18 protein-coding genes and 1 pseudogene are annotated in these 20,230 nt (G+C 55.4%); 4 read left to right on the top strand and 15 right to left on the bottom strand.

All coding sequences use genetic code 11. From position 1 onward, the window contains the following. Window positions 1–72: 72 nt before the first annotated feature. The 5 genes from LRS56_19835 to LRS56_19815 form a co-directional block, all read right to left on the bottom strand. Window positions 73–717, bottom strand: coding sequence for a glutathione S-transferase N-terminal domain-containing protein (locus LRS56_19835; protein WDU61085.1), 645 nt, complete (start codon window positions 715–717; stop codon window positions 73–75). Between the two features lie 104 nt (window positions 718–821). Beyond that, window positions 822–1,607: an ABC transporter ATP-binding protein gene (locus tag LRS56_19830; GenBank protein WDU61084.1), complete on the bottom strand. Its 786-nt coding sequence runs from the start codon at window positions 1,605–1,607 to the stop codon at window positions 822–824. Next, a complete protein-coding gene (locus LRS56_19825; GenBank protein WDU61083.1) occupies window positions 1,604–2,662 on the bottom strand; it encodes an iron ABC transporter permease in 1,059 nt (352 codons plus the stop codon). The genes LRS56_19830 and LRS56_19825 overlap by 4 nt, the downstream gene beginning before the upstream one ends. A gap of 140 nt (window positions 2,663–2,802) precedes the next feature. Next, the gene (locus LRS56_19820; GenBank protein ID WDU61082.1) at window positions 2,803–3,918 is read right to left on the bottom strand and encodes an ABC transporter substrate-binding protein; all 1,116 of its coding nucleotides are present in this window, start codon (window positions 3,916–3,918) and stop codon (window positions 2,803–2,805) included. A gap of 25 nt (window positions 3,919–3,943) precedes the next feature. Further along, the gene (locus LRS56_19815) at window positions 3,944–6,325 is read right to left on the bottom strand and encodes a TonB-dependent siderophore receptor (GenBank protein WDU61081.1); all 2,382 of its coding nucleotides are present in this window, start codon (window positions 6,323–6,325) and stop codon (window positions 3,944–3,946) included. Between the two features lie 196 nt (window positions 6,326–6,521). Between LRS56_19815 and LRS56_19810 the strand changes: the two genes are divergently transcribed. Both LRS56_19810 and LRS56_19805 read left to right on the top strand, forming a co-directional pair. Further along, a complete protein-coding gene (locus LRS56_19810) occupies window positions 6,522–7,232 on the top strand; it encodes a response regulator (GenBank protein ID WDU61080.1) in 711 nt (236 codons plus the stop codon). Next, window positions 7,229–8,619 (top strand): annotated as a pseudogene (locus tag LRS56_19805) (ATP-binding protein). The gene LRS56_19810 and the pseudogene LRS56_19805 overlap by 4 nt, the downstream one beginning before the upstream one ends. Window positions 8,620–8,677: 58 nt before the next feature. Here LRS56_19805 and LRS56_19800 read toward each other — a convergent pair. Both LRS56_19800 and LRS56_19795 read right to left on the bottom strand, forming a co-directional pair. Continuing rightward, window positions 8,678–8,878, bottom strand: coding sequence for an SEC-C metal-binding domain-containing protein (locus LRS56_19800; protein WDU61079.1), 201 nt, complete (start codon window positions 8,876–8,878; stop codon window positions 8,678–8,680). Next, window positions 8,875–9,357, bottom strand: a complete 483-nt coding sequence (locus LRS56_19795; protein ID WDU61078.1) for an LEA type 2 family protein — start codon at window positions 9,355–9,357, stop codon at window positions 8,875–8,877. The genes LRS56_19800 and LRS56_19795 overlap by 4 nt, the downstream gene beginning before the upstream one ends. 691 nt (window positions 9,358–10,048) lie before the next feature. Here LRS56_19795 and LRS56_19790 point away from each other — a divergent pair. Both LRS56_19790 and LRS56_19785 read left to right on the top strand, forming a co-directional pair. Continuing rightward, window positions 10,049–10,498, top strand: coding sequence for a hypothetical protein (locus LRS56_19790; protein ID WDU61077.1), 450 nt, complete (start codon window positions 10,049–10,051; stop codon window positions 10,496–10,498). Between the two features lie 27 nt (window positions 10,499–10,525). Then, window positions 10,526–11,386: a hypothetical protein gene (locus LRS56_19785; protein ID WDU61076.1), complete on the top strand. Its 861-nt coding sequence runs from the start codon at window positions 10,526–10,528 to the stop codon at window positions 11,384–11,386. 541 nt (window positions 11,387–11,927) lie between these two features. Here the strand turns inward: LRS56_19785 and LRS56_19780 are convergent. From LRS56_19780 to LRS56_19745, 8 genes are all read right to left on the bottom strand, one after another. After that, complete coding sequence (locus LRS56_19780; protein ID WDU61075.1) at window positions 11,928–12,491, bottom strand: recombinase family protein; 564 nt, start codon at window positions 12,489–12,491, stop codon at window positions 11,928–11,930. Window positions 12,492–13,846: 1,355 nt separating this feature from the next. After that, window positions 13,847–14,980 (bottom strand): hypothetical protein, encoded by a 1,134-nt coding sequence (locus tag LRS56_19775; protein WDU61074.1) that lies wholly within the window; start codon window positions 14,978–14,980, stop codon window positions 13,847–13,849. Between the two features lie 432 nt (window positions 14,981–15,412). Further along, entirely contained in the window at window positions 15,413–15,652 is a 240-nt protein-coding gene (locus tag LRS56_19770; protein ID WDU61073.1) for a hypothetical protein, read from the bottom strand. A gap of 30 nt (window positions 15,653–15,682) precedes the next feature. Next, entirely contained in the window at window positions 15,683–15,874 is a 192-nt protein-coding gene (locus LRS56_19765) for a hypothetical protein (protein ID WDU61072.1), read from the bottom strand. 35 nt (window positions 15,875–15,909) lie between these two features. Beyond that, complete coding sequence (locus tag LRS56_19760; GenBank protein ID WDU61071.1) at window positions 15,910–16,215, bottom strand: hypothetical protein; 306 nt, start codon at window positions 16,213–16,215, stop codon at window positions 15,910–15,912. After that, window positions 16,215–16,493: a hypothetical protein gene (locus LRS56_19755; protein ID WDU61070.1), complete on the bottom strand. Its 279-nt coding sequence runs from the start codon at window positions 16,491–16,493 to the stop codon at window positions 16,215–16,217. The genes LRS56_19760 and LRS56_19755 overlap by 1 nt, the downstream gene beginning before the upstream one ends. A gap of 434 nt (window positions 16,494–16,927) precedes the next feature. Further along, window positions 16,928–19,174 carry a hypothetical protein gene (locus LRS56_19750; protein ID WDU61069.1) on the bottom strand — a complete coding sequence of 749 codons (2,247 nt, stop codon included), beginning with the start codon at window positions 19,172–19,174 and terminating at the stop codon, window positions 16,928–16,930. 57 nt (window positions 19,175–19,231) lie between these two features. Further along, window positions 19,232–19,768: a hypothetical protein gene (locus tag LRS56_19745; protein WDU61068.1), complete on the bottom strand. Its 537-nt coding sequence runs from the start codon at window positions 19,766–19,768 to the stop codon at window positions 19,232–19,234. Window positions 19,769–20,230: the final 462 nt, after the last annotated feature.

The following is a 20,230-nucleotide window of genomic DNA, read 5'->3' as shown; positions in this document are numbered from 1 at the left end:
CTGAAATTGCAACTGAACCACCGCCTTCGCGAGCAAGCCCGCTCCCACACTTTGACCGCGTATGACGTCAGATCAGGATTTTGGCGGGTTCACTTTCTGCACCAGTTCATAAGCCCGAACGGTCGCCGGGCGCTCTTTGATGCTGTTGAACCAGCGGTGCAAGTGGGGAAAATCCTCCAGACGCTGGCTCTGCCACTTGTGGGAAACAATCCACGGGTAAATCGCCATGTCGGCGATGCTGTAGTGCTCACCCGCCACGAACGCACGATCTGCCAAGCGCCGGTCCAGCACGCCATACAGGCGGGCGGTTTCATCTACGTAGCGCTTGATCGCGTAGGGGATTTTCTCCGGCGCGAACTGGCTGAAGTGGTGATTCTGGCCGGCCATCGGCCCCAGGCCGCCCATTTGCCAGAACAGCCATTGCAGCGTTTCCTGGCGACCGCGCAGGTCTTTTGCAATGAACTGGCCGGTTTTTTCCGCGAGGTACAAAAGGATCGCGCCGGATTCAAACAGCGAAATCGGCGCGCCACCGTCGCTCGGCTGCTGATCGACGATGGCGGGGATGCGGTTGTTGGGAGCGATCTTCAGGAAGTCCGGCTTGAACTGCTCACCCTGGCCGATGTTGATCGGGTGCACCTTATAGGGCAGGCCGGCTTCTTCCAGGAACAGCGAAACTTTGTGACCGTTAGGGGTAGTCCAGTAGTACAGGTCGATCATGAAGCTCTCCAAAGTGGTGATGCTTGAGCGAATGTCTGTAGGTATAGGTAACGGTGGGTGTACGAAAATTCAATGAAACATTTGCGCATACCCTTAGACGCGTTTCACACGGCACCATCCACCAGCACCTGTAATGACTGCTGTGAGCACCGCTCGATGCGCACCTGTACGCCGTAGACCTCGGCAAACAATGCCGGGTCCAGCACCTCATCTGCCAAGCCACTGGCGTACAGCCGGCCCTGGCGCAGCACGGCGATATGGTCGGCGAAGCGTGCGGCCAGGTTGATATCGTGCAGCACCACCACCGCGATCAGGTTATGTTCGCGCACTAACCCGCGTACGCAGTCCATGACTTTCAATTGGTAGTTGAGGTCGAGGGCGCTGGTGGGTTCGTCCAGTAACATCACTTGGGGGCGGCGTGCGATCAGTTGGGCGAGGCTGACCAGTTGGCGCTGGCCGCCAGACAAGGTGCTCAGCAATTGATCGGCCAAATGCGCGATACCGATGCGCTGCAACGCCTCGAAGGCTTCGCGCAAGCAGGCTTCGCTCGACAATGGAATGCCCTCCACATTGGCCACGCGCAAGGCGGCGATCACGCTTTCCATCACGCTCAGGCTCAGGCCCGGCGGCAGGTTTTGCGGCATGTAGGTGACGCGCCGCGCGCGCTCGGCCACGGACATGGCCGACAGGTCGAGGTCGCCCAGCCTTACAACGCCATGCATTTTTTCCAACCCGGCCACGGCACGCAGCAGCGTGGATTTACCCGCGCCGTTGGGGCCGATCAAGGCGGTCAGACTGCCGTGGGGCAGGGTGGGCAAACTCAGGTCATGCACAATCTGCCGCCGCCCGTAACTGACATTGGCGTTGTGTACCGATAAACCCGCACTCATAACTGCCTCCCACGCTTGAACACCAACAGCACAAAAATCGGCACACCCACCAGGGCGGAGACGATACCCACCGGCACGATCACGCCGGGCATGATCAGCTTGCTGGCGATCGATGACAGCGCCAGCAGCAACGCGCCGGTCAGGGCGCTGGCCGGCAGCAGGAAACGTTGGTCTTCGCCCACCAGAATCCGTGCGATATGCGGCCCCACCAGGCCGATAAATCCGATGGTGCCTACAAAGGCCACGGCGGTTGCCGACAACAGGCTGATGCGCAGCAACGAGAAAAACCGCAGGCGTTTCACGTCCACGCCGAAGCTTTGTGCGCGGTCTTCACCCATACGCAGCAAGGTCAGGCGCGGTGCGGCGGCAAACGAAAACGGCAGCACCACGGCGACCACCAGCGCCAGGATGCCGAGCTTGTCCCAGTTGGCCCGGGTCACACTGCCCAGGGTCCAGAACACCAGTTGTTGCAGCACGTCTTCGGTGGCCACCAGTTGCAGCAAGGCCACCACCGCGTTGCAACTGAACACCAGCGCGATGCCGAACAGCACCAGGCTTTCCACCCCGGCGCCACGCAGGCGTGACATGGCTTGCAGCAAAAACACCGAGGCCGCCGCGAAGATAAAGGCCGAAATGGAAATCGCCGTATTGGCCGAGACCCACAACGTAGTCACCGGAAACACAATCACCAGGGACGCGCCCAGCGCCGCCGCCGATGACACGCCCAAGGTAAACGGGCTGGCCAGCGGGTTGTTCAGAATCGCCTGCATTTCGGCCCCCGCCAACGACAGCGCGCAGCCCACCAGCACCGCCATCAGCGCGTAGGGCAGGCGCACGTTCCAGATAATCACCTGGTCGGTGGCGCTCAAATGGGACGGGTGCAGGATGCCATCGAGCAACGCTAACAGGCCCATGCCCGACGGGCCGCTGGCCAGGTCGACCAGAATCGCGCAGACCAGCGCCGTGCCCAGCAGTGCCAGTAGCCAGGCACGTCGCGCCAGCAAGCGGCGGTAGCCGTGCGTGGCGCTGGCGAGGTCGAGGGTTTGAGTGGTCATAGGGCTCACACAGTGTTGAAAACGATGAAGATCCAGAAATGTGGGAGCGGGCTTGCTCGCGAAGGCGCTAGTTCAGTCAACTATTCAGTGACTGACACACTGCATTCGCGAGCAAGCCCGCTCCCACATTTATGGGAGTGTTATTTGGATTTGGCGTCAATCCAGTAAGCGCCCTGCAACGGCATCCCGAGGAATTGCTGGTTGATCTGTTCCAGGGTCGCCTGCGGGTCCAGCGTGGCGAACAGTCGTGGATGCACCCACTTGGCCAGGGCTTCAATCGCCAGCAGGTTGTACGGCGAGTTATAGAAGTCATGCCACAGGCCGTGGGCATTGCCCTCGCGGATCGCACGCAGATTGGCGAACTCAGGGCGCGCCAGCACCCGCTCCAGGGCTTCGTGGGCTTCGTCGGCGCCAACGCCTGCGCCCAGGATCAAGCCGGGTTTGCGGTTGCCTGTGGCTACATACACATCCGGGTCAGCCTTGAGCGCGTATTCCACGCTGATATCCCCCAGTGCACCCGGCACCACGCCGGCGGCGATATTGCGTCCACCCACCAGGGCGATGAGTTCACCCATGCCGCTCTTGCCGGTGGTGTGCCCCGGCGCCTGCCAGACACCGGCCAGCAACTCCAGGAACACCCGTGGGCGCGGCTCGGCGGGCAAGGTGGCGACGGCATCGGTGATGGCCTTGATGTGCTGGTCGTAGAACGCCAGGAACGCCTTGGCCTGGGCTTCACGCCCGAGTGCCTGGCCGAGGGCCGTCAGGCTGGTGTGGGTGCCTTGCACCGGGTTGATGCGAAAGTCGACAAACACTACCGGGATGCCGGCCTTGGCCAGCACATCGGCCACCGGGCTGTGTTCGGTCGGGCCGTGCCCGGAAATGCTGAACACCGCCAAGTCCGGTTTCAGCGAGAGAATTTCCTCAGCACTGACGCTCTGCTCCGACGCTTGCCCGATCAACGGGATGTCTTTGACCGTCGGGAATTTCGCCAGGTAGGCGTTGTAGGTGTGCTGGTCCAGCAGCTTCAAATCGTTTTGCCAGCCGACGATGCGCTGGAACGGCGCGTCCTTGTCGAGCAAGGCAAACGCGGAAATCAGCCGACCTTCGCCGAGTACCACGCGTTGGACGTCGTCTTTGACTTCGACCTTGCGGCCCAGCACGTCGGTGACTTCATGGGCAGCGGCGGTTTCGGCGTGGCCGAGCACCAGGGCGCCGAACAGCACGCCCAGCTTGAGCAGGTTACGGGGTTTGAACATGGCGGGGGCTCCTGATGAGGGGAATTCAAAACTCATAATCGACACTGGCGGTGAGGGTGCGCCCGGCGCCCGGAATGCCGTACAGCTGGAAGCCGTCGAGGGATGCGCCGACCTGGCTGTAATAAAACTTATTGAACACGTTGTTCAGGTTGAGGTTGACCGTGGTGTCCTTGTTCACCTTGTATTGCGCGGCCACGTTGCTCAGCCAGTAGCCGGGGGCCTTTTCATGGTCTCGTGTGTAGATCGCATACACGCCGGACGGGCCATTGGCGTAGCTGCTGTTGTTGTTCAAACCGCCGACATATTTGTTGTCGGTGTAGCGGCGCCGGCCCACGTATTGCTCGCCGTAGCTCAGGCTCAGGGCGTCGGTGAACGCGTAGGTGGTCCACAGGTTGGCGGTCAGGTCGGGGACGTTCTTGGCTTCTGCGCCTTTATTGATGCCTTTGGTCTGCCTGCTCTTGAGCGCCGAGAAGCCGCTGTAGGCGGTCCAGCGCGGCGTGATATTGCCTTGCAGGCCGAGTTCCACGCCATCCACACGCTTGGCGGGCAGTGCGCGCACCGGGGCCGACTCACCGTCCTGGTACTCCCACGCGTTATCCAGTTCGGTGCGGAAGATCGCGGCGGTCACGTTGAGCATGTCGTGGGCAATGTCCCACTTGGTGCCCAGTTCGTAGGTCTTGGACTTGGCCGGGCTGTAGTTGCTGGTGGTGGCCGAACCGTAGATCTGGTTGTTGGTGGAGGCGCCCAGCGCCGACGGTTGCGCCGCTTCGCTGTAGGACACATAGATGCTGCCATTGGGCAACGGCTTGTACACCGCGCCGACACGGCCACTTACCGCACCGTCGGTGCTGCTGATGGTGGCCTGGCCGCGCTGGCTGGTTTGCGCACGCCAGTGGTCGTAGCGCAGCGAGCCGAGGACCTGCCATTGCTCGTTGAGGGTGACGGTGTCGCCCAGGTAAAGGCCAGCGTTGTCGATCACCGAGCGTGGGTCGCCTTCGCCTTTGGTCACGTAGGTGCTGGCGAAGCTATGGCTGGGGTCGCTCATGTCGAAGAGCATGTTGCCGGCCGGCACTTCGGCGTTGCGTTTCAGGCCGCCGTAGGTCTCGTGATAGAACTCAAGGCCCGAGACCACCGCGTGTTGCAGGCTGCTGGTGTTGAACGTGAAGGCAAAGTCGGTCTGGTTATCCAGAATGGTGTAGCGCTTGGACAAACCGAAGTCGCTGCCGCGCAGGATGCCGTACGCGGTGTTGCTGTTATTCACGTAGTCGGTGTAGGCATTGACCGTGCTGCCCGGCACTTGGCTGATCGGGCCTACGCCGGTGTAGCCCAGGGTCGCACAGCGGGCGCCGGTGCAGGTTTTGTTGCCATTGGCGTCGGCGGCGGAGAAGCGCGCCGGGGAGAGCACGGCGAAGTTATCGCTGCGCTCCCAGCGGGTCTGGTTGCGCAGGTTGGCGTCGTTCCAGTCGAAGTCGTGTTCGATGCGTGCCGTCAGCGACGTGGTTTTGTTTTCCTGGGTGTAGAGGCTGGAGTCGCCGTACCAGTTCGAGCGTTTCACGCCAGGCATGCGGTCGCCATTCGTCCCACGCTGGATCGGCACGCCGCCGTCCGGGGTGTTGGTGTCTTTCTGATAAAAGGTGTCGATAAACACGCGGGTGTCGGTGCCCAGGCCGAAGCCGAACGAGGTGGCGATGCCCCAGCGGTCGTAGTCCACGTCGTCGCGCTCGGCCACCTGGTTGTAGTGTTTCATCAGGTTGATGCGTACGGCGGTGGTGTCGTTCAGTTGCTTGTTCAGGTCGGCGGTGAGCCGGCGGTAGCTGTCGGTGCCGATTCCGGCCGACACCTTGTTGGCATCGCCCAGGTGCGCTTCCTTGCTGACCAGGTTGACGCTGCCGCCCACGGCGGACACTCCGGACTCGATGGAGCCGGTGCCCTTGAACACTTCGGCCTGTTGCAGGTTGAAGGTGTCGGTGCGTGTCGACATGCCGGCATCGCGTACGCCGTCGACGGTCAGGCTTTGCTCGGAGGAAAAACCGCGAATCGAAAACAGGTCGCCCCAGCCCAGGTTGCCCTCGCCGGACATGAAGGTGATGCCCGGCACGTTGCGCAACACTTCCTGCAGGGTTTGCGCGTTCTGCTCCTTGAGCACCTGCTGCGGCACGATGGTCACGCTTTGCGGCGCGTCCAGCAGCGGCTGGCTGATTTTCGCCGAGGTCACGCGGTCCACCTTGAAGGTGGAGGAGGCTTCGCCATCGACCTTGATTTCCGGCAGGCTCAGCACCGAATCATTGGCGGTGGTGGCGGGTGCATCGGCCCATGCAGTTGGGGCAACGCTGCCGGCAGCAAGAAAATCGAACATCGGCGCCAGGGTCGTGTGCAGCGTGTGGCGGTGAGGGGTGGGCAATGACATGGGCTACTTCCGAGTCTAAATTACAATTACTCTCATTTAGGTTCGGTAGTCTAAAGAGCGATTCCACTGGCCATGCCCTGGCTTTGTATCGCTGATGCGTGATTATGGTTTCCCACAACATTCCATTACATTTGCGCGCACCGTTGGCTGAACTTTCGGTTATCTCCTGCATTTTGAGTTTTAGGTTCGACTGCCCATGGCCAAACAAGACCACTTGTTGATCGTCGATGACGACCCGCAAATCCGCCAGTTGCTCTGCGACTACCTGAGCGACGCCGGCTTTCAGGTGTCCACCGCCGCCGACGGCAAGGAAATGCGCCGCCGCCTGGCGCTGAATGTGATCGACCTGATCGTGCTCGACCTGATGCTGCCCGGCGAAGACGGCCTGAGCCTGTGCCGCGAGCTGCGGGTCAACTCCAACATCCCGGTGGTGATGTTGACTGCCAAGGGCTCGCTGATCGATCGCATCGTGGGCCTGGAAATCGGCGCCGATGACTACCTGCCCAAGCCCTTTGACCCGCGTGAATTGCTGGTGCGGATCAAGGTGGTGTTGCGCCGGGTGCAGAGTTTTCCGGACCGTGCGCGGCTGGACGAGGCGCCGAGCATTCGCTTCGCTGGCTGGCAGCTTGATACGCGGGCGCGGCAATTGCTGACGCCGGAAGGCGTGGTGGTCAGCCTCGGTAACTCGGATTACCGTGTGCTGCGCCTGTTGTTGCAGCATCCCAACCGCCCATTGAGCCGAGATTTTTTGCTCAACCATGTGTTCGACAAAGACAGCACGCCGTTCGACCGTTCCATCGATGTGTGCGTGAGCCGCCTGCGCTCGCAACTGCCGGCGGGGCTGATCAAGACCGTGCGCAACGAGGGTTACATGCTCACCGCCGATGACGTGGTGCTGGAGTCGTGAGGCTGCTGCCGCGGTCGCTGTTCGGGCGGCTGGTGCTGATTCTGGTCAGCGGTATGCTCGCAGCCCAGGCCCTGACCAGCAGCATCTGGTATGACCGGCGCCATGGCCAGGTGCTGGAAATCCCTGCGCGGCTGATCGCCACGCGCCTGGCAGACGTGGTGCGCCTGGTGCACCGCGACCCGCAGCAGGCCGATCAGTTGATCAAAATGCTCGATACGCCGCATTTCCGCCTGACCTTGAGTGATCAGGCCAGCCACACTTCGAGCAGCCTCAACGACAGCGACCGGCCCACGGAGCGTCTGATTAAAAAGTACTGTCGGAGAAAACCGGCTATGCCCAGACCCTGATCCTGTTGCGCCTGGCCCTGGTGGATGGCGAAGGGCAGAGCGCCGGGCTGTCGACGTTGCTGGGCTCCAAACCCGTGGTGGGGCAATTTCTGATCGACCTGCGCCTGCCCGATGGGCGCTGGTTGCAAGTGGACGCCAGTGAAGAGCAGGGCTGGACCAGTACCTCGCCGCTGGACCTGTTGTTCGACTACGTGATGCGCATTTACCTGCTTAGGGTGTTGGTGCTGGTGGTGATCGCCCTGGTGGCGGTGCGTCTGGCCATCCGCCCGCTCAACGCGCTGGCCGAGGCCGCCGAAGCGCTGGGCCGGGACATCCAGCGCCCGCCGTTATCGGTGGACGGCCCCACCGAAGTCCGCCGTGCCGCCCAGGCGTTTAATGCGATGCAGCAACGGCTGATCGCCAATATCGCCGAGCGCACGCGGTTTCTGGCGGCGATTTCCCACGACCTGCGCTCACCGATCACACGTCTGCGGCTGCGCACCGAGATGCTCGACGACACCCCGACCAAGGAGCGCTTTCGCAGCGACCTGGAAGAAATGGAGCACATGGTGTCCAGCACCCTGGATTTTGTCAGCAGCGGCGAGATCAACGAGGCGCGGCAGAACATCGACATCAATGCCCTGCTGCAAAGCTTGCAGGCGGATCTGCAGGACGTGGGCGAAAGCGTGCTGATCGAGGGCCGTGCGAAACAGCCGTTGCCGGGGTATGCCCGCAGCTTGAAGCGTTGCGTGCAGAACCTGCTGGAAAATGCGGTGCGTTATGGCAGCGACGTGGTGGTGCGGGTCGAGGACCAGGCGGACAGCCTGAAGATCGTCATCAGCGACCGTGGCCCGGGGATTCCCCAGGAGCAGTTGGAGCAGGTGATGGAGCCGTTCTACCGGGTGGAAGGGTCACGCAATGCCGAGACCGGCGGGTATGGGTTGGGGTTGAGCATTGCCCACACTATTGCCCGGGCGCATGCGGGGCGATTGAGTTTGAGTAATCGCGAGGGTGGGGGGCTGGAGGTGGAGCTGGCGTTTCAGCGAAAAAAACTGGCTTGAAACACGATCAAATGTGGGAGCAGGCCAGCCAGCTCCCACACTGACTGTATTCAGGGCATCAGGCCCCGTGGCACTTCTTGAATTTTTTCTCACTGCCGCATGGGCAAGGATCGTTGCGGCCAACGTCTTTCAAGGCGTTGCGCACCGGCTCCTGGTGAGCGTGGCCGCAGTTCGGGCCGTGGACATGGCCATGGTCGTGATCATGGTGATCGTGATCGTGGTTGCAGTCAGGACCATGAACATGGGGTTGCTGAGTCATCGATGTCGCTCCGGAATAAAATCGCCGGGGATTATCTCGCCATTGTGGTTCACCTGCACGTCATAACCGATGAATAATCCGGTTTTCAGCTCACCCTCCAGGCGATAAGGCACGGGGTGATCAGGTTTTTTCAGCATCTGCACCACATCGCGGATCTGCGGCCAGAGGTTAGTGCGCACCGACACCCTGAAAAATTTATGGCTGCGCGGCGGCACGGTCAGCCATTCATTGGACTCGCCTTCGGTCAGCACAAAGTCACCCAGCGTGACCTTGTAGATCAGGCCGCGCACGGTCAGGTCGGCGTCGTCGCGGTTGTCCACGCGAAAGTACAGTTTGAATTTCTGCTCGAGCAACTTGGCGCGCACCACCTCGACTTTCACCAGGGATACGTGGGGCGGGGGCGCATCGTCTTCGAACCAGGACGCGCAGCCGGTCAGGCCCAGGGTTAACGCCAGCATCAAGCTGTATATCCGAAACATGGCGTCAGTCCTGAGGGGGGTTAGAGGTAGCTGGAACAACACTTCTTAATGTTGTGCAACAAAACACTAGCAGCCCAGCTCAACCGGCTGGCTGGCCGAAATGTTGTTAGATTTTCTCTAGGACAGATTCAGGGGCGTCAAAGCTGATCTTTCCTGCCACAAGCCTGACCTGTGTCTGAGCAAGCTCTGTCTCATCAAGGAAGTCTGCAAGCTTCTCTTGCGTGAGTCGTACTACGCTAGCGTTAAGGTCAAAATCTCTACTTCTACGGATAGGCATTGTCCCCGTGCTCCCAACGAGTGTGCCCCCAATGTAGCAGTTTTTTCTAGGCTATTCGGGTCTTCATCACTGCCCAGAGGTCACACACAGGCAACTGATGGCGGTTTGCAATGATTGCGGATAGTCTAAGGGTGTTACAAGGCGAGTGTGATTACGAATTTTGATTGCGGCGGCATGAGCACTAACTAGCTTGATTAATTTGGGGTGAGTATGGACAGGCTTTTAATTAATGGTGGGAAAGAGCATATTAGCGTAGATTTGCTGCCCGATACCTGTCCCATATGCAATATAGGTATCAATCCAAACTTTTTAACGGGCCTTACATGTAGTGATAATGGTGATGCGGATGTACTATTCACCTGCCCCAAAGTCGACTGTAGGAAGATGTTTATAGCGTCATACAGAAGGGATAGGATGAAAGGGCACCATTTCTTGGTGTCATTGCTGCCACGTACTCCTAAATCTGTTGCTGTTGTACAGGAAGTTGCGGATATCTCACCACAGTTTGCGCAGATTTATAACCAGGCATTTCAAGCCGAGGCCTATGGTTTGGGAGAGATAGCCGGTGTGGGATTCAGGAAGTCTCTAGAGTATCTAATTAAAGACTATTGCACTGCTCAGAATCCTGACAAAGAAGAAGATATTAAAAAGCGCCCGATTGCACAGGTTATTGAAGCTTTCGTTTCAAATGAGAATGTTAAGCAGTGTGCTAAGCGGGCTATCTGGCTTGGGAATGATGAAACCCATTACGTGCGAAAGTGGGAAGGTAAAGACATTAAGGATTTGAAGTTGTTGATCCAGATCACTGTTAACTGGATTCAACAGGAAGTGATTACAAAGAAACTGTTGGAAGATATGCAGTAGATTGTGATTGCTGGGGAGCATAGGACAATGACGGTAGAGATAACCTACACAGCGATCTGTCGCAACAATCAGCTATTCATCTTTGATGGCCTCAGCGAAGGCGAAAGTCAGACAGGGCGACGATTGCATGAGGACGTCACTGATTTTGCCAACAGCATAAGTCGTTACAACTACTGTACCCGATATGTAGTGAAAAGCAGGGTTACGCTTGTAGCTCATTTAAAAGCCATAGAGAACGAGTGCAAAGCAGGTGTATTGCTACCAGCCCTGCACTTTGAGTGCCATGGCGATAAAACGAAAGGGTTATGGTTAGCTGCTAGCAAGGAATATATACCTTGGCGGGATTTAGCTGCCCTGATAGCTCCAGTGAATGCGGCAACACGAAACAATGTGGCTGTTGTACTTGCGACATGCGAAGGCTTTGAATTGTGTGAGTCAGTGGATATCAAGTCGCCATGCCCATTCAACTTTATGATTGCACCAAGCGAAGAGATTGAAGTAGGAGCAATTCAAGATTCACTCTTACCCTTCTACAAGGAGGTTGTTTCAACCGGCGAACTCAATAAAGCGCTGGCACACCTTGATAGCAGATTTAAACGATTCATTGCGGGTGAGTGGTTTTATACACGAATCTCCAACTTCTACACCCATCACTACAGTTCGAAGGATAAGCAGGAGATCATGAATCAGATGATTGATAATGAGGTGGCGAAAGCAGGCTACTCAAATCGTCAGTTGATAAGGTCAGTCAGGGCAAAAGTGAAGAGGTTTTTGTCCGATCCTAAAGAGTTTTATCAGGCGGTAGAAAGAGTGTTCTTTCACGGGCAAACACATGTGCCATACATCGACATGAAAAAGTTTGTCGACCACCAGAAAACTTCGAAATGAAACCTTCACACTTTTTTTTTCTGCTGAAATTCTGTCCGCCGCGAGGGTCGAGCAACTTTCGTCCTCACTTGATCTCTGGTCTGGAAAAGCTGTTTTCAATCGAGAGCTACTCAATGACTCGCGAGCATGCCAAAGGAGAGTCGCCAAAATCCTAAAATAACGAGAGCGGTTATCAACTGCGTGTGGTGCTGCTGAGAGAGTGTTGGTGTGTGTGATAGTGGTTGGCGATAACACTGGGTTGGCACGTACCCTTGAGGGTATGCACGCTTGAAAGGATCAACCTTGGAAGGGGGCGAGACGTGTGGCTTCGCACACAGAGACGTGGCCTGTCATGCTGTCGCATGGGCTAGGTGATACGTGGCAGCTAACGGCTGGAGGGTTGGAATCTTGCAAGAAATCTGCATTGCAATGTGGCTGTAGGCCACGTAATACGTGGGGTTGGGGCGGATACGTGCGTTACACTTGGGCTCCTACCTCATGGCGCTCTCACCTGTAGGCTGGCTACAGGGGCTGGCAAGCCTTCCACCAAAACCTTTTGGGCTCATGCCCAATGGCGTTTAATGGTGGCTAGGGAAATGCCCAAATGACGTGCTGCTGCTGACTGACTCAAGCCTTCGGCTTTGGCTTCCTGCACTATCTTGGTGGTGGCGGTAGCTGCTGGGCGTCCCAGCTTCTTGCCTTCGGCCTTCGCACGTAACAGACCAGCGTTGGTGCGCTCTATCAACAGGTCACGTTCAAACTCGGCGACAGCGGCCAATACTTGCATGGTCATCTTGCCAGCGGCAGAAGTCAGGTCAACTCCCCCAAGGGCAAGGCAATGCACCCGTATACCGGCATTGTCCAGCATCTCAACCGTCTGGCGAACATCCATGGCATTACGGCCTAGACGGTCAAGCTTGGTAACGATCAGCACGTCTCCAGCCTCCATACGCTCAACCAACTTGAGAAACCCTGCACGCTCCTTGGCCTGCGTGGAGCCTGACACGGTTTCAACGATTGCACGTTGAGATTGAATGTCGAAGCCTGCCTGACGAATTTCCAGCACCTGATTGTCAGTGGTTTGGTCAACTGTGGAAACACGGCAGTAGGCAAAAGTGCGGGACATGATTTGGTCCTAAGTGGTGTCGTTTAACGTGGTGTCATTGTACGGGTGGTGTCACAAATTAACAAGCACGTTTGTTGATACCAGATCGGAAGTCTTTTCAGTGGTGTCGTTATACGGACGTTAGATGACCCAAGACTAAAGTCTCGCCCCGTGCACGATGGCCTATTGCTACATTTGTCCCGCCACAGTTCGATGGCGACCATTAGGGGTAATAGTATGTTTACCGACATTAAACCGGGACCAAAGCCGAAGCGTGACGATGGAAAAGATGACCGACGCCGCCACGTAAATCCTGAGACTAAGCCGAAGCATCCGACGCTGCCTATTCACAAGCCAAGCAAATGACTTTGTAGTGTCGGCCAATGCAGGCTGCCGGGAGGGGCGCTTGAAGCCTTCTCTCGGCTCCAATTGAGTGGAACGCTATGCAGTTAGAACTGAAGGGGACTCTCAAATCTCAAATGAGATTCTTTCGCCTTTGTTGGGGGTGTGGTGGGTGAGAATGGTTCTCGACTTGAAGAGCTTGGCCGTTCCTCGGGGCTGGCGCTCCGTTTCTCGGATTTTCAAAACTATTATTGGAGAGAGAGAAAGCGTCCGGCTTAGCACACCAGTGACTCCCGAAACTGGCTCAACTGGACAGATCGCCCTTTTATGAATCCTCACTCATGGCTGTAGGCCATACAGGGCAGGGCTTTCAAGGAGTTGGTGTCGTTTGGGCGCCCAAACAGGGAAAGGATTGATAGTTAAATGCTATCAATTATGGTTTTGTGATTGGCGTAAGCAATGAGTGCCTAAACTGGCATAGGTGGGAGGTTTCTAGAGGTTTTTATTGAGGTTATTTATGGTGGATTCGGTACTACTAGTAGTGATTTCATCCTAAGAGCTTCCGCTCTTTAGGCATTATCGCTTCAATCGTACCGATTGTAAGGGTATTCAACTTTTCGATACATCCATGACACTCCGTTCAAAAGAAGAAAGCCCTTACAAGATGTACTCTTTAATGCTTCGCATTGGAGAGGATCAAGGTCAAGAGCTTAGAAGCTCGTTCTGTGGTGACGGTTGTGTGTAAAGGCGGGGTGTCAGGACTGACGGCGGCGGTGCGTATACCGTTCGTTGCTCCGCAGGGGCAATGCCTTCGGAGCCTAAGCCGACGACAAGCGTCAGCTTACAGTATAAAGTCTTTTTGTCAAGGTGTTTTTAGGTTTGTCAAGTGCCGTTTGTCCGCAGGGCGAAGGTGGATGCCCATTGTGCTGTGCACAAAATCTGCATTGGAAAATGGCTGAAAGCCTTATGGGGCGTGGCTTGGAGGGCAGAGTAAGCGTAACACTCGTACTCCTACCTATGGAGCGCGTCACACGTTAGAACGGTAACTCTTGACAGGTTGCGGTCTGAGCAACTTCCCACTTTGATGTGAGCATCACTCTGTCGGCGTGATCCTGCATCCAGAACCCTTGGTGTTCTTCGATGGTGTGGAAGTCGAAGCCTGTACCGTAACGAACGCGGAATACCAGCGTGTTTTCGAGGATCAGCTTTTCGATGGTCGATTGCACCAAAGTTTTGCCGTGTAGCAGGTTGAACAACACCTTCCCGTGCTCGCTGGTGAACAATGATTGGGGCGCGTGCTTCTGGGTCGCCAATGCTGCTGTGAGGCTGTCAGCGATGGTTGCGAACTCTGGGCGATACTTGGTCAGCCGGGCAAATTCGGAGGTGAGCACGTCAACCAGTGGCGTTGCTGGGGCGAAGTAGATTGGCATTGTGTTCTCGCCCTTGACGATCTCAAGCGCTTGTTTCATCTGGCGACCAGTTAGGCCGTTGATGAATTCAACGCTCTTGAGTAGATCGGCGTGTGTGTCATTGCACGGGTTGAACATCATCAGCACTTGCGTCAAGTCGGCCTTACGTGTGGACTTCACTGGCTTGACGGCCTTGGCTTCTTTCAGCATGAACGCTTCGCCGTGGAGTTCGATCAGCAATTGCTTGATTGTCTCGTGTGGCGTGGTGGGGGTGATCAGTAAGCGCGGGTTGGCCTCTGTCATGTCTACGCCTTCACCGAATCCGAAGTGTGTGCTGCCGTGGGCTCGGTTCATAGAGGTTGGAGCGATGACGAGGTTTTGCAGGTTGAAGAACCCGCCCTTGGAGGCTGGGACGATGTGGCTGAGTTCGTAAACACGGCCAGCGTCACCGTTGAATGCTGCGCATTGCTTGTCCAGCTTGCTGAGGGTCAGGTACTCACCTGCATTGTAAGGCGAAGCCTGCACTGTACCGGCTCGGCCAAGGTGGTTACAAAGCTTGGTCCAGAAGCTGCCATCCATATAATCAATCGCTGTCTTGACTACTCTAGGTGACTTCTTTTTATCGGCCTTGCGGTGGGAGGCGACTCTGCACGCCGTGGAGCAGTATTTCGCTGTGGCTTGCTTGCGGCAGTTGGCGGCCTTGCATGTGTTCGCTTTGCGGGTGCTCTTAACAGCTGGTGTGGTGGTTCTGGTGGTCATCGGTGTTAGCTCCTTGAAGGTCGGCTTGGGATAGGGTTAGTTGTTCGGCTTTGTAGATGGTGTTGCAGGCGTGGCAACAAACTGGCTGAAACTTCTTGCGAGTGAACTGCTTATGGCAGACCCGGCAAGTTAGGCTTCGCAAAGTTCCGGCACGCTTGTTAAGAACGGACATAGGAAATTCTCCATTTGAATGGTGTGAGGGTATTTTGCGTGGGGATGTTTCGGGGGTACTGACAGGAGCGGTGCTAACATTGCGTCAACACAAACAAAGTTTATTTCCTGCTTATATAGTATTGTCTCACGGAATTCTCACATGTAAACCCTTTTAGGTTAGATAGACTAAAAGTAGCTGTATTAGGCGCTCTTGCGAATTACGATTGCTGAGAGTTTCCAGTTAAAGCAAGAGTCATCTAAGGCGAGTTTACTGTTTTGTCAACTTCCATATTTCTGTCGCAAAATTCGGCTAGTGGCTTCTATGGCTGTTTCGGGTTTTACATTCTTCTGCACGCTCACACTCACACTTACACTGGCCTTGGCCTTCTTGATGGACTCGGCTGTCACGGCTTCGCCAGCTTGGAGAATCTGGAAGATAATATTCCCGGCGTAAAGGTCAGTTATTCCCAAGGTTTCGCGTAGTGCCTCAATTGCGATAGGGTCGTATGTCTTGCTCATTGTAGAATCTCCAGTTGATTGGTGTATGTATCAGTGCATGTAGTACATGACTTTGGCGTCACGCTTGAATTGGTGTTCTGGAACACTGCCTTCCGCACATTGCACGGTGTAGCCAACTAAGTCTGGGTACATATACGGTACGTGAATACCGAAGGTAACTTCTAGGTAGTGGTAGGCGGCTTCATATCGGTCGTAAGCTTGGGTGATCTGGGCATACTTCATAGTTCGTTCTCCGTGCTGAATGTGTGGGGTGGGTGTCACTGTGCGAGGTGGTGCAGGACAATACTAACTTGGTGTGTCAGGGCGTCCATAGCTGCTTCTAGGGCGCTGTGATCGCCGGTTGGTACTTGCTCTAGGGCGTCGAGGTAAAGAGCCTCCAGTGCGTCCGTGGCGTCTACTAAGTGCCACTGCTCAGCCTCTAAGGCGAGTGCACGGTATGTTGGTAAGTGTTCAATATCGCCAGCCAAGGCTAGTAATGTAGCAGTGGCTTGGGTCAGGTAGGTTTCACCTGTTACTTGGTCGGCCATAGTGTAGGCGTTTGGATTGATAACTTCGTTGATCATCATTTGATTCCTTTTCTAAGTAGTTCGCTGATTGCGTATGCTGCTTCACGTACTAGAGCTGTGAAGCGCGTTACTGCGTCGAGTTTGGCAAGGGAGCCAGAATCTTTAAGTAGGCTGTACTGGGTGGCGAGTGCTGTATAAAGCCTGTCGCCCTTGGTACTTCCCGATTCTCTCAGGTCTTTGCACAGGGCTAGGAAGCTGGAGAAGGAAGTGTTGAGAAGTTTCATTTCAAAGCTGTAGCGTTCTGCTGCGTAATCAACTCTCTTGTTACTGGGCATTTGGCGGGTTCTCCGTAGTTGTGTTGGGTGGTGTGTATTTAAGTGGGGCTGGCTTTTCTGGTGTGGTATCGGAACATTGAGCGCCAGAACTTAGGCATGTGATCTGTGTTAGAAGTTTGGTGCTGGTGCTGAGCCCTGTAACAATGTCGAGCATTGCCATTCGTGATTGCAGCACTTGACTATCGGTATAGTCTTGGACGCGCCTCAATTCGATAGCTGTTTGGTGAGCGTTATACCTCTCTCGGTTAGCTGCACCAATTGTCATAATCAGGCAGATGACTAGAACGCAATAGACGATAACGTCTCTCAGCACTTGAAGAGGTGTGTAGTGGAAGGTGAAGCTTGACATTTTGGAAGGGTTCCTTGGGGCTGTTAGTTAGAAGGGAGAGGCGTATGGGATTGCAGTCCTATAAGCCTCTTTTCGTATTTGGCTGTTAACGTTCGGCTTGTTGAGAGCGGGCGTGAACAAGCATGCCTCTGATAGAGTCTTCGGCGATACCCGGCAACTTGCTCTCCATGCGTCCAACTTCTGTTTTAACGTAGTCCATGAACTGCTGACCATCCTTCTCGGTAGCACTCCCTGCAATAGTTACTTCGAAGTTGTAGCTTGGGGAGACGGTTTGCTGCACGTTAGTGGCGCCTTGCATCACTGCGGCTGCACTCCCGTTTGTGGTCATCAAGTCTTGCATGGCTTTGAACTGACTAGACAAGTCAGCGATACGGCTTAGAGGGCTGCTTGTGTCAGAATTCAAATCTTTATCCAAACCAGCTTTATGCATCAAACCAGAGGCGTCGATCTGAGGAAGTTTGTACTGATCGCCAAGAGACATGTCACGGTCTTTACGAGCTTGGGCGTTGCGCTCTGTAACTCCAAAGAGTTTGTCTAGGAAATTATCGTAAAACCCTTTACTGCGATCACCGATTGGATCAATTTTCTGATATTCGGAAGTGTCGAACAGGTTTACAGGAGCTGGCATGTCTGCCGTAGTCATACGGTCAGCCATTTGTTGAGCGTCAGACTTCTTGCTGCCATCCATGTTACGTCCGAACATGAGTCTTAGTAGGCTGGTCTGGGCACTGGTTAAGCCTTCGTCAAAACCTTTGAGTGCCACACGGGTAGACTCAAGGTCTGTATTAACATCTTGCCAAGCCTTAACGTTGTCCTTCATCACTTCGCTGAGGTTTGCGTCAGTGTTGACCGAGTTGTCGTTTAGATACTTCTGGTTATCCGCTTGAGCTTGAGTATAAGTTACTGTCTTCTTGCGGTCCTCAAGCATCCCTTGGTTTTCTTCGGCCATCAGTTGGAAGGCGCGTTCATACCAACTGTATTTGACGCCATCACCAGCCTTGAGCCTTTTATTCAAAGTCTGTCGCGCTTTAAGCGGGTCTTTGATGTTCTTCTCTTCTCCGTAAGCACGGGCTAGATATGGGGCCATCATCGGCATGCGGTCGTTGATGATATCGTAGTCTTGCTTATTGCCTGTGCCGTCGCTTGCCATCTGACCAAGTTGCTTGTTCAGCTCCTTCGCATCGTCTTTACTTGCACCACTGATAGCGAATACCTGTTGGCGAAGTTTGTAGTCTTTCATGATTCCGTCGGGCTTCTTACCATAGGCAAGTTGGGCCATCACGAAGTTACGAAAATCTTTAGCACTGTCATTGTCGATATTGGTGCCGCTGTCGTTAGCGGCCTTGATGTACTCGTCTCGCCAAAGTTTTTGCTGGGCTGGATCACGACTGATAGCGGTGAAGTTCGAGTTAAAGGCTTCTGCACCCTTGACGTTCTCTTTCCGTTCTTCGACGCGCTCCCCGAGTTTACCAATCAGGCCATTCAAGGCAGACACTGCAATCCCGATTCCGCCGATCATCCCGCCCAGGGCGAGAACACCACCGATACCACTACCTCCAATCCCGGCGCCCGGTGATGAGCGTGGAGCGTTCTGTCGGGCTTGCCACGCTTGGTGCCGTTGCTGTGCCCATTGGAAGCGTTGAGCGCTCTGGGTGCTGCCTTGAGTCTTGTTGGCGGCTGTCTGTTGAGCTGCCGCCTGCTGAGTTGCCGCACGTTGGGCGCGAAGGTGAGCTTGCTGCTGGCCGTGGTTAATCTGCTGCTGAATCCTTTGCAACTTACCTTGGCTGGCAAGGTGCGCGTTTGCCGCTTTCTGGGTGGCGGCGGCTAGCTTCTGTTGGATAGCTTGCAATCGGGTCTGGCGGGCCACGGAGGCCGTGATAGCGTTCTGGCTTGCCAGTTGGCTCTTGGTGGCGACTCCACCTGCTGTAGTGCTTGCCGCTGCCTTGGCTGCCACGATGGCGCCTTGCTTTTGGCTGGCGAGGGCTGCTGTGTTGAGCTGGGCCTGAGCCTTGGTCCCGGCATACCTCAACTTAGATTGGGTGATCTCAGCGGCGAACGTCTTACGCTGCTGGTTGGATAAAGCGGCCTCAGCGGCTGCCTGACGCTTGATTGCACTTTCAAGCTTGGCCTTAGACTTGTCCACCTGACTTGTGTCTACTTTGATTTTCAAAGTCTTTGCCAGTGCGGTATGCAGTTTGCTAACTGCCATTGCGAGTCCGTTAACTTTAGTCTGGGCTGACTGTAGTCGCTTCTGGAAGTTGGCAAGGGTTTGAAGTCCCTGCACGTTGAAAATCAGTTTACCTGTTAGGCGGGCTACCTCTTCGTTTAACATACGAATCTCCTAAATACGAAAAGGGGCACTTGGCCCCCTTGTTCTTCTGCGATGTTATTAAGCGTCAGCAAAGCCACTGTTCATCAGGGCTTCATAGTTTGGACGCTGCTTGTTACCTCTGATTTGGCGATCAACTTCGGCGTTCAACTCGGCTTCTTTCTCAGCGATGATGCGAGCCTTGATCACTTCGCGGTGTTGGGCATCAGCCTTTCCACGGGCAACTAGTTTATTATGCTCGGCCACTTCGCGTTCGTACGCTGCTTCTGCACTCATGGCGATGGTTGGCATTAGATGCTCGTCAAAGTAGTTGTGGGGTGCCAGAGCTGCAAACTGGAGCGGGGCACGGTCATTGAGTTTGACCATTTGATACTTATAGTTAATGTCTAGCTCCCAACCTTCGCTAGCCAGTTTGGCATACTTGGTCATGCCATCGTATGGCGTCAGCACTGTGAAGAGGATAGAGCGGGTTGGCTGGCGGCTACCTTCGTAAACTGGAGCGGGGGAGTTGCGGGCAAACTCAATTGCCGCTTTGATGTATTCGGCTTTCTCAGAGGCTACGACTTTACGGGTCGTAGTCAAATCATACTTTTTCATATCTTAGATTCCTTTGGTAGGTGTGTTAGGGTTCTGTGCTGTAATGGCGGAGTGTCTAGCGGGGGGTGTTACGCTGCTACTTGTTCTGCTTTCTTCGCTTTCTGCTTCAATCGCCACGCTTGCATGTAGTGAGAATGAGAACAATAGCGTGGCTTCATTAGCATGTAGCTGGTGATAATCGGTTTGCCGCAAACGGCACACCTTTGTAGCAGGGAAGTTGCTTTTTCTGGCACTTTCATTAGTTGGCCTCTTGTGAGAAATCGGAAATTGGGAAAAAAGAAGTGGCCGAAGCCACCTCTTTAAAGGTCATATATAGGAGGTATGACATTTCGACGCTGATGTGTGTCGTCGGAATTTAGTTTGCTAAGAAGTAGTTGCCAGTGTTTCGCGAATCTACTGGGCGGAGACCACACCATGCCCATCTAGCGAAAGGCATTGCGAAGGGAAAGTTTGGGGAGCAAG

Source organism: Pseudomonas poae (assembly GCA_028869255.1).
GTDB lineage: Bacteria > Pseudomonadota > Gammaproteobacteria > Pseudomonadales > Pseudomonadaceae > Aquipseudomonas > Aquipseudomonas poae_C.
The sequence above is the reverse complement of the archived record's forward strand: the minus strand, read 5'-3'. Positions and strand labels throughout refer to the sequence as shown.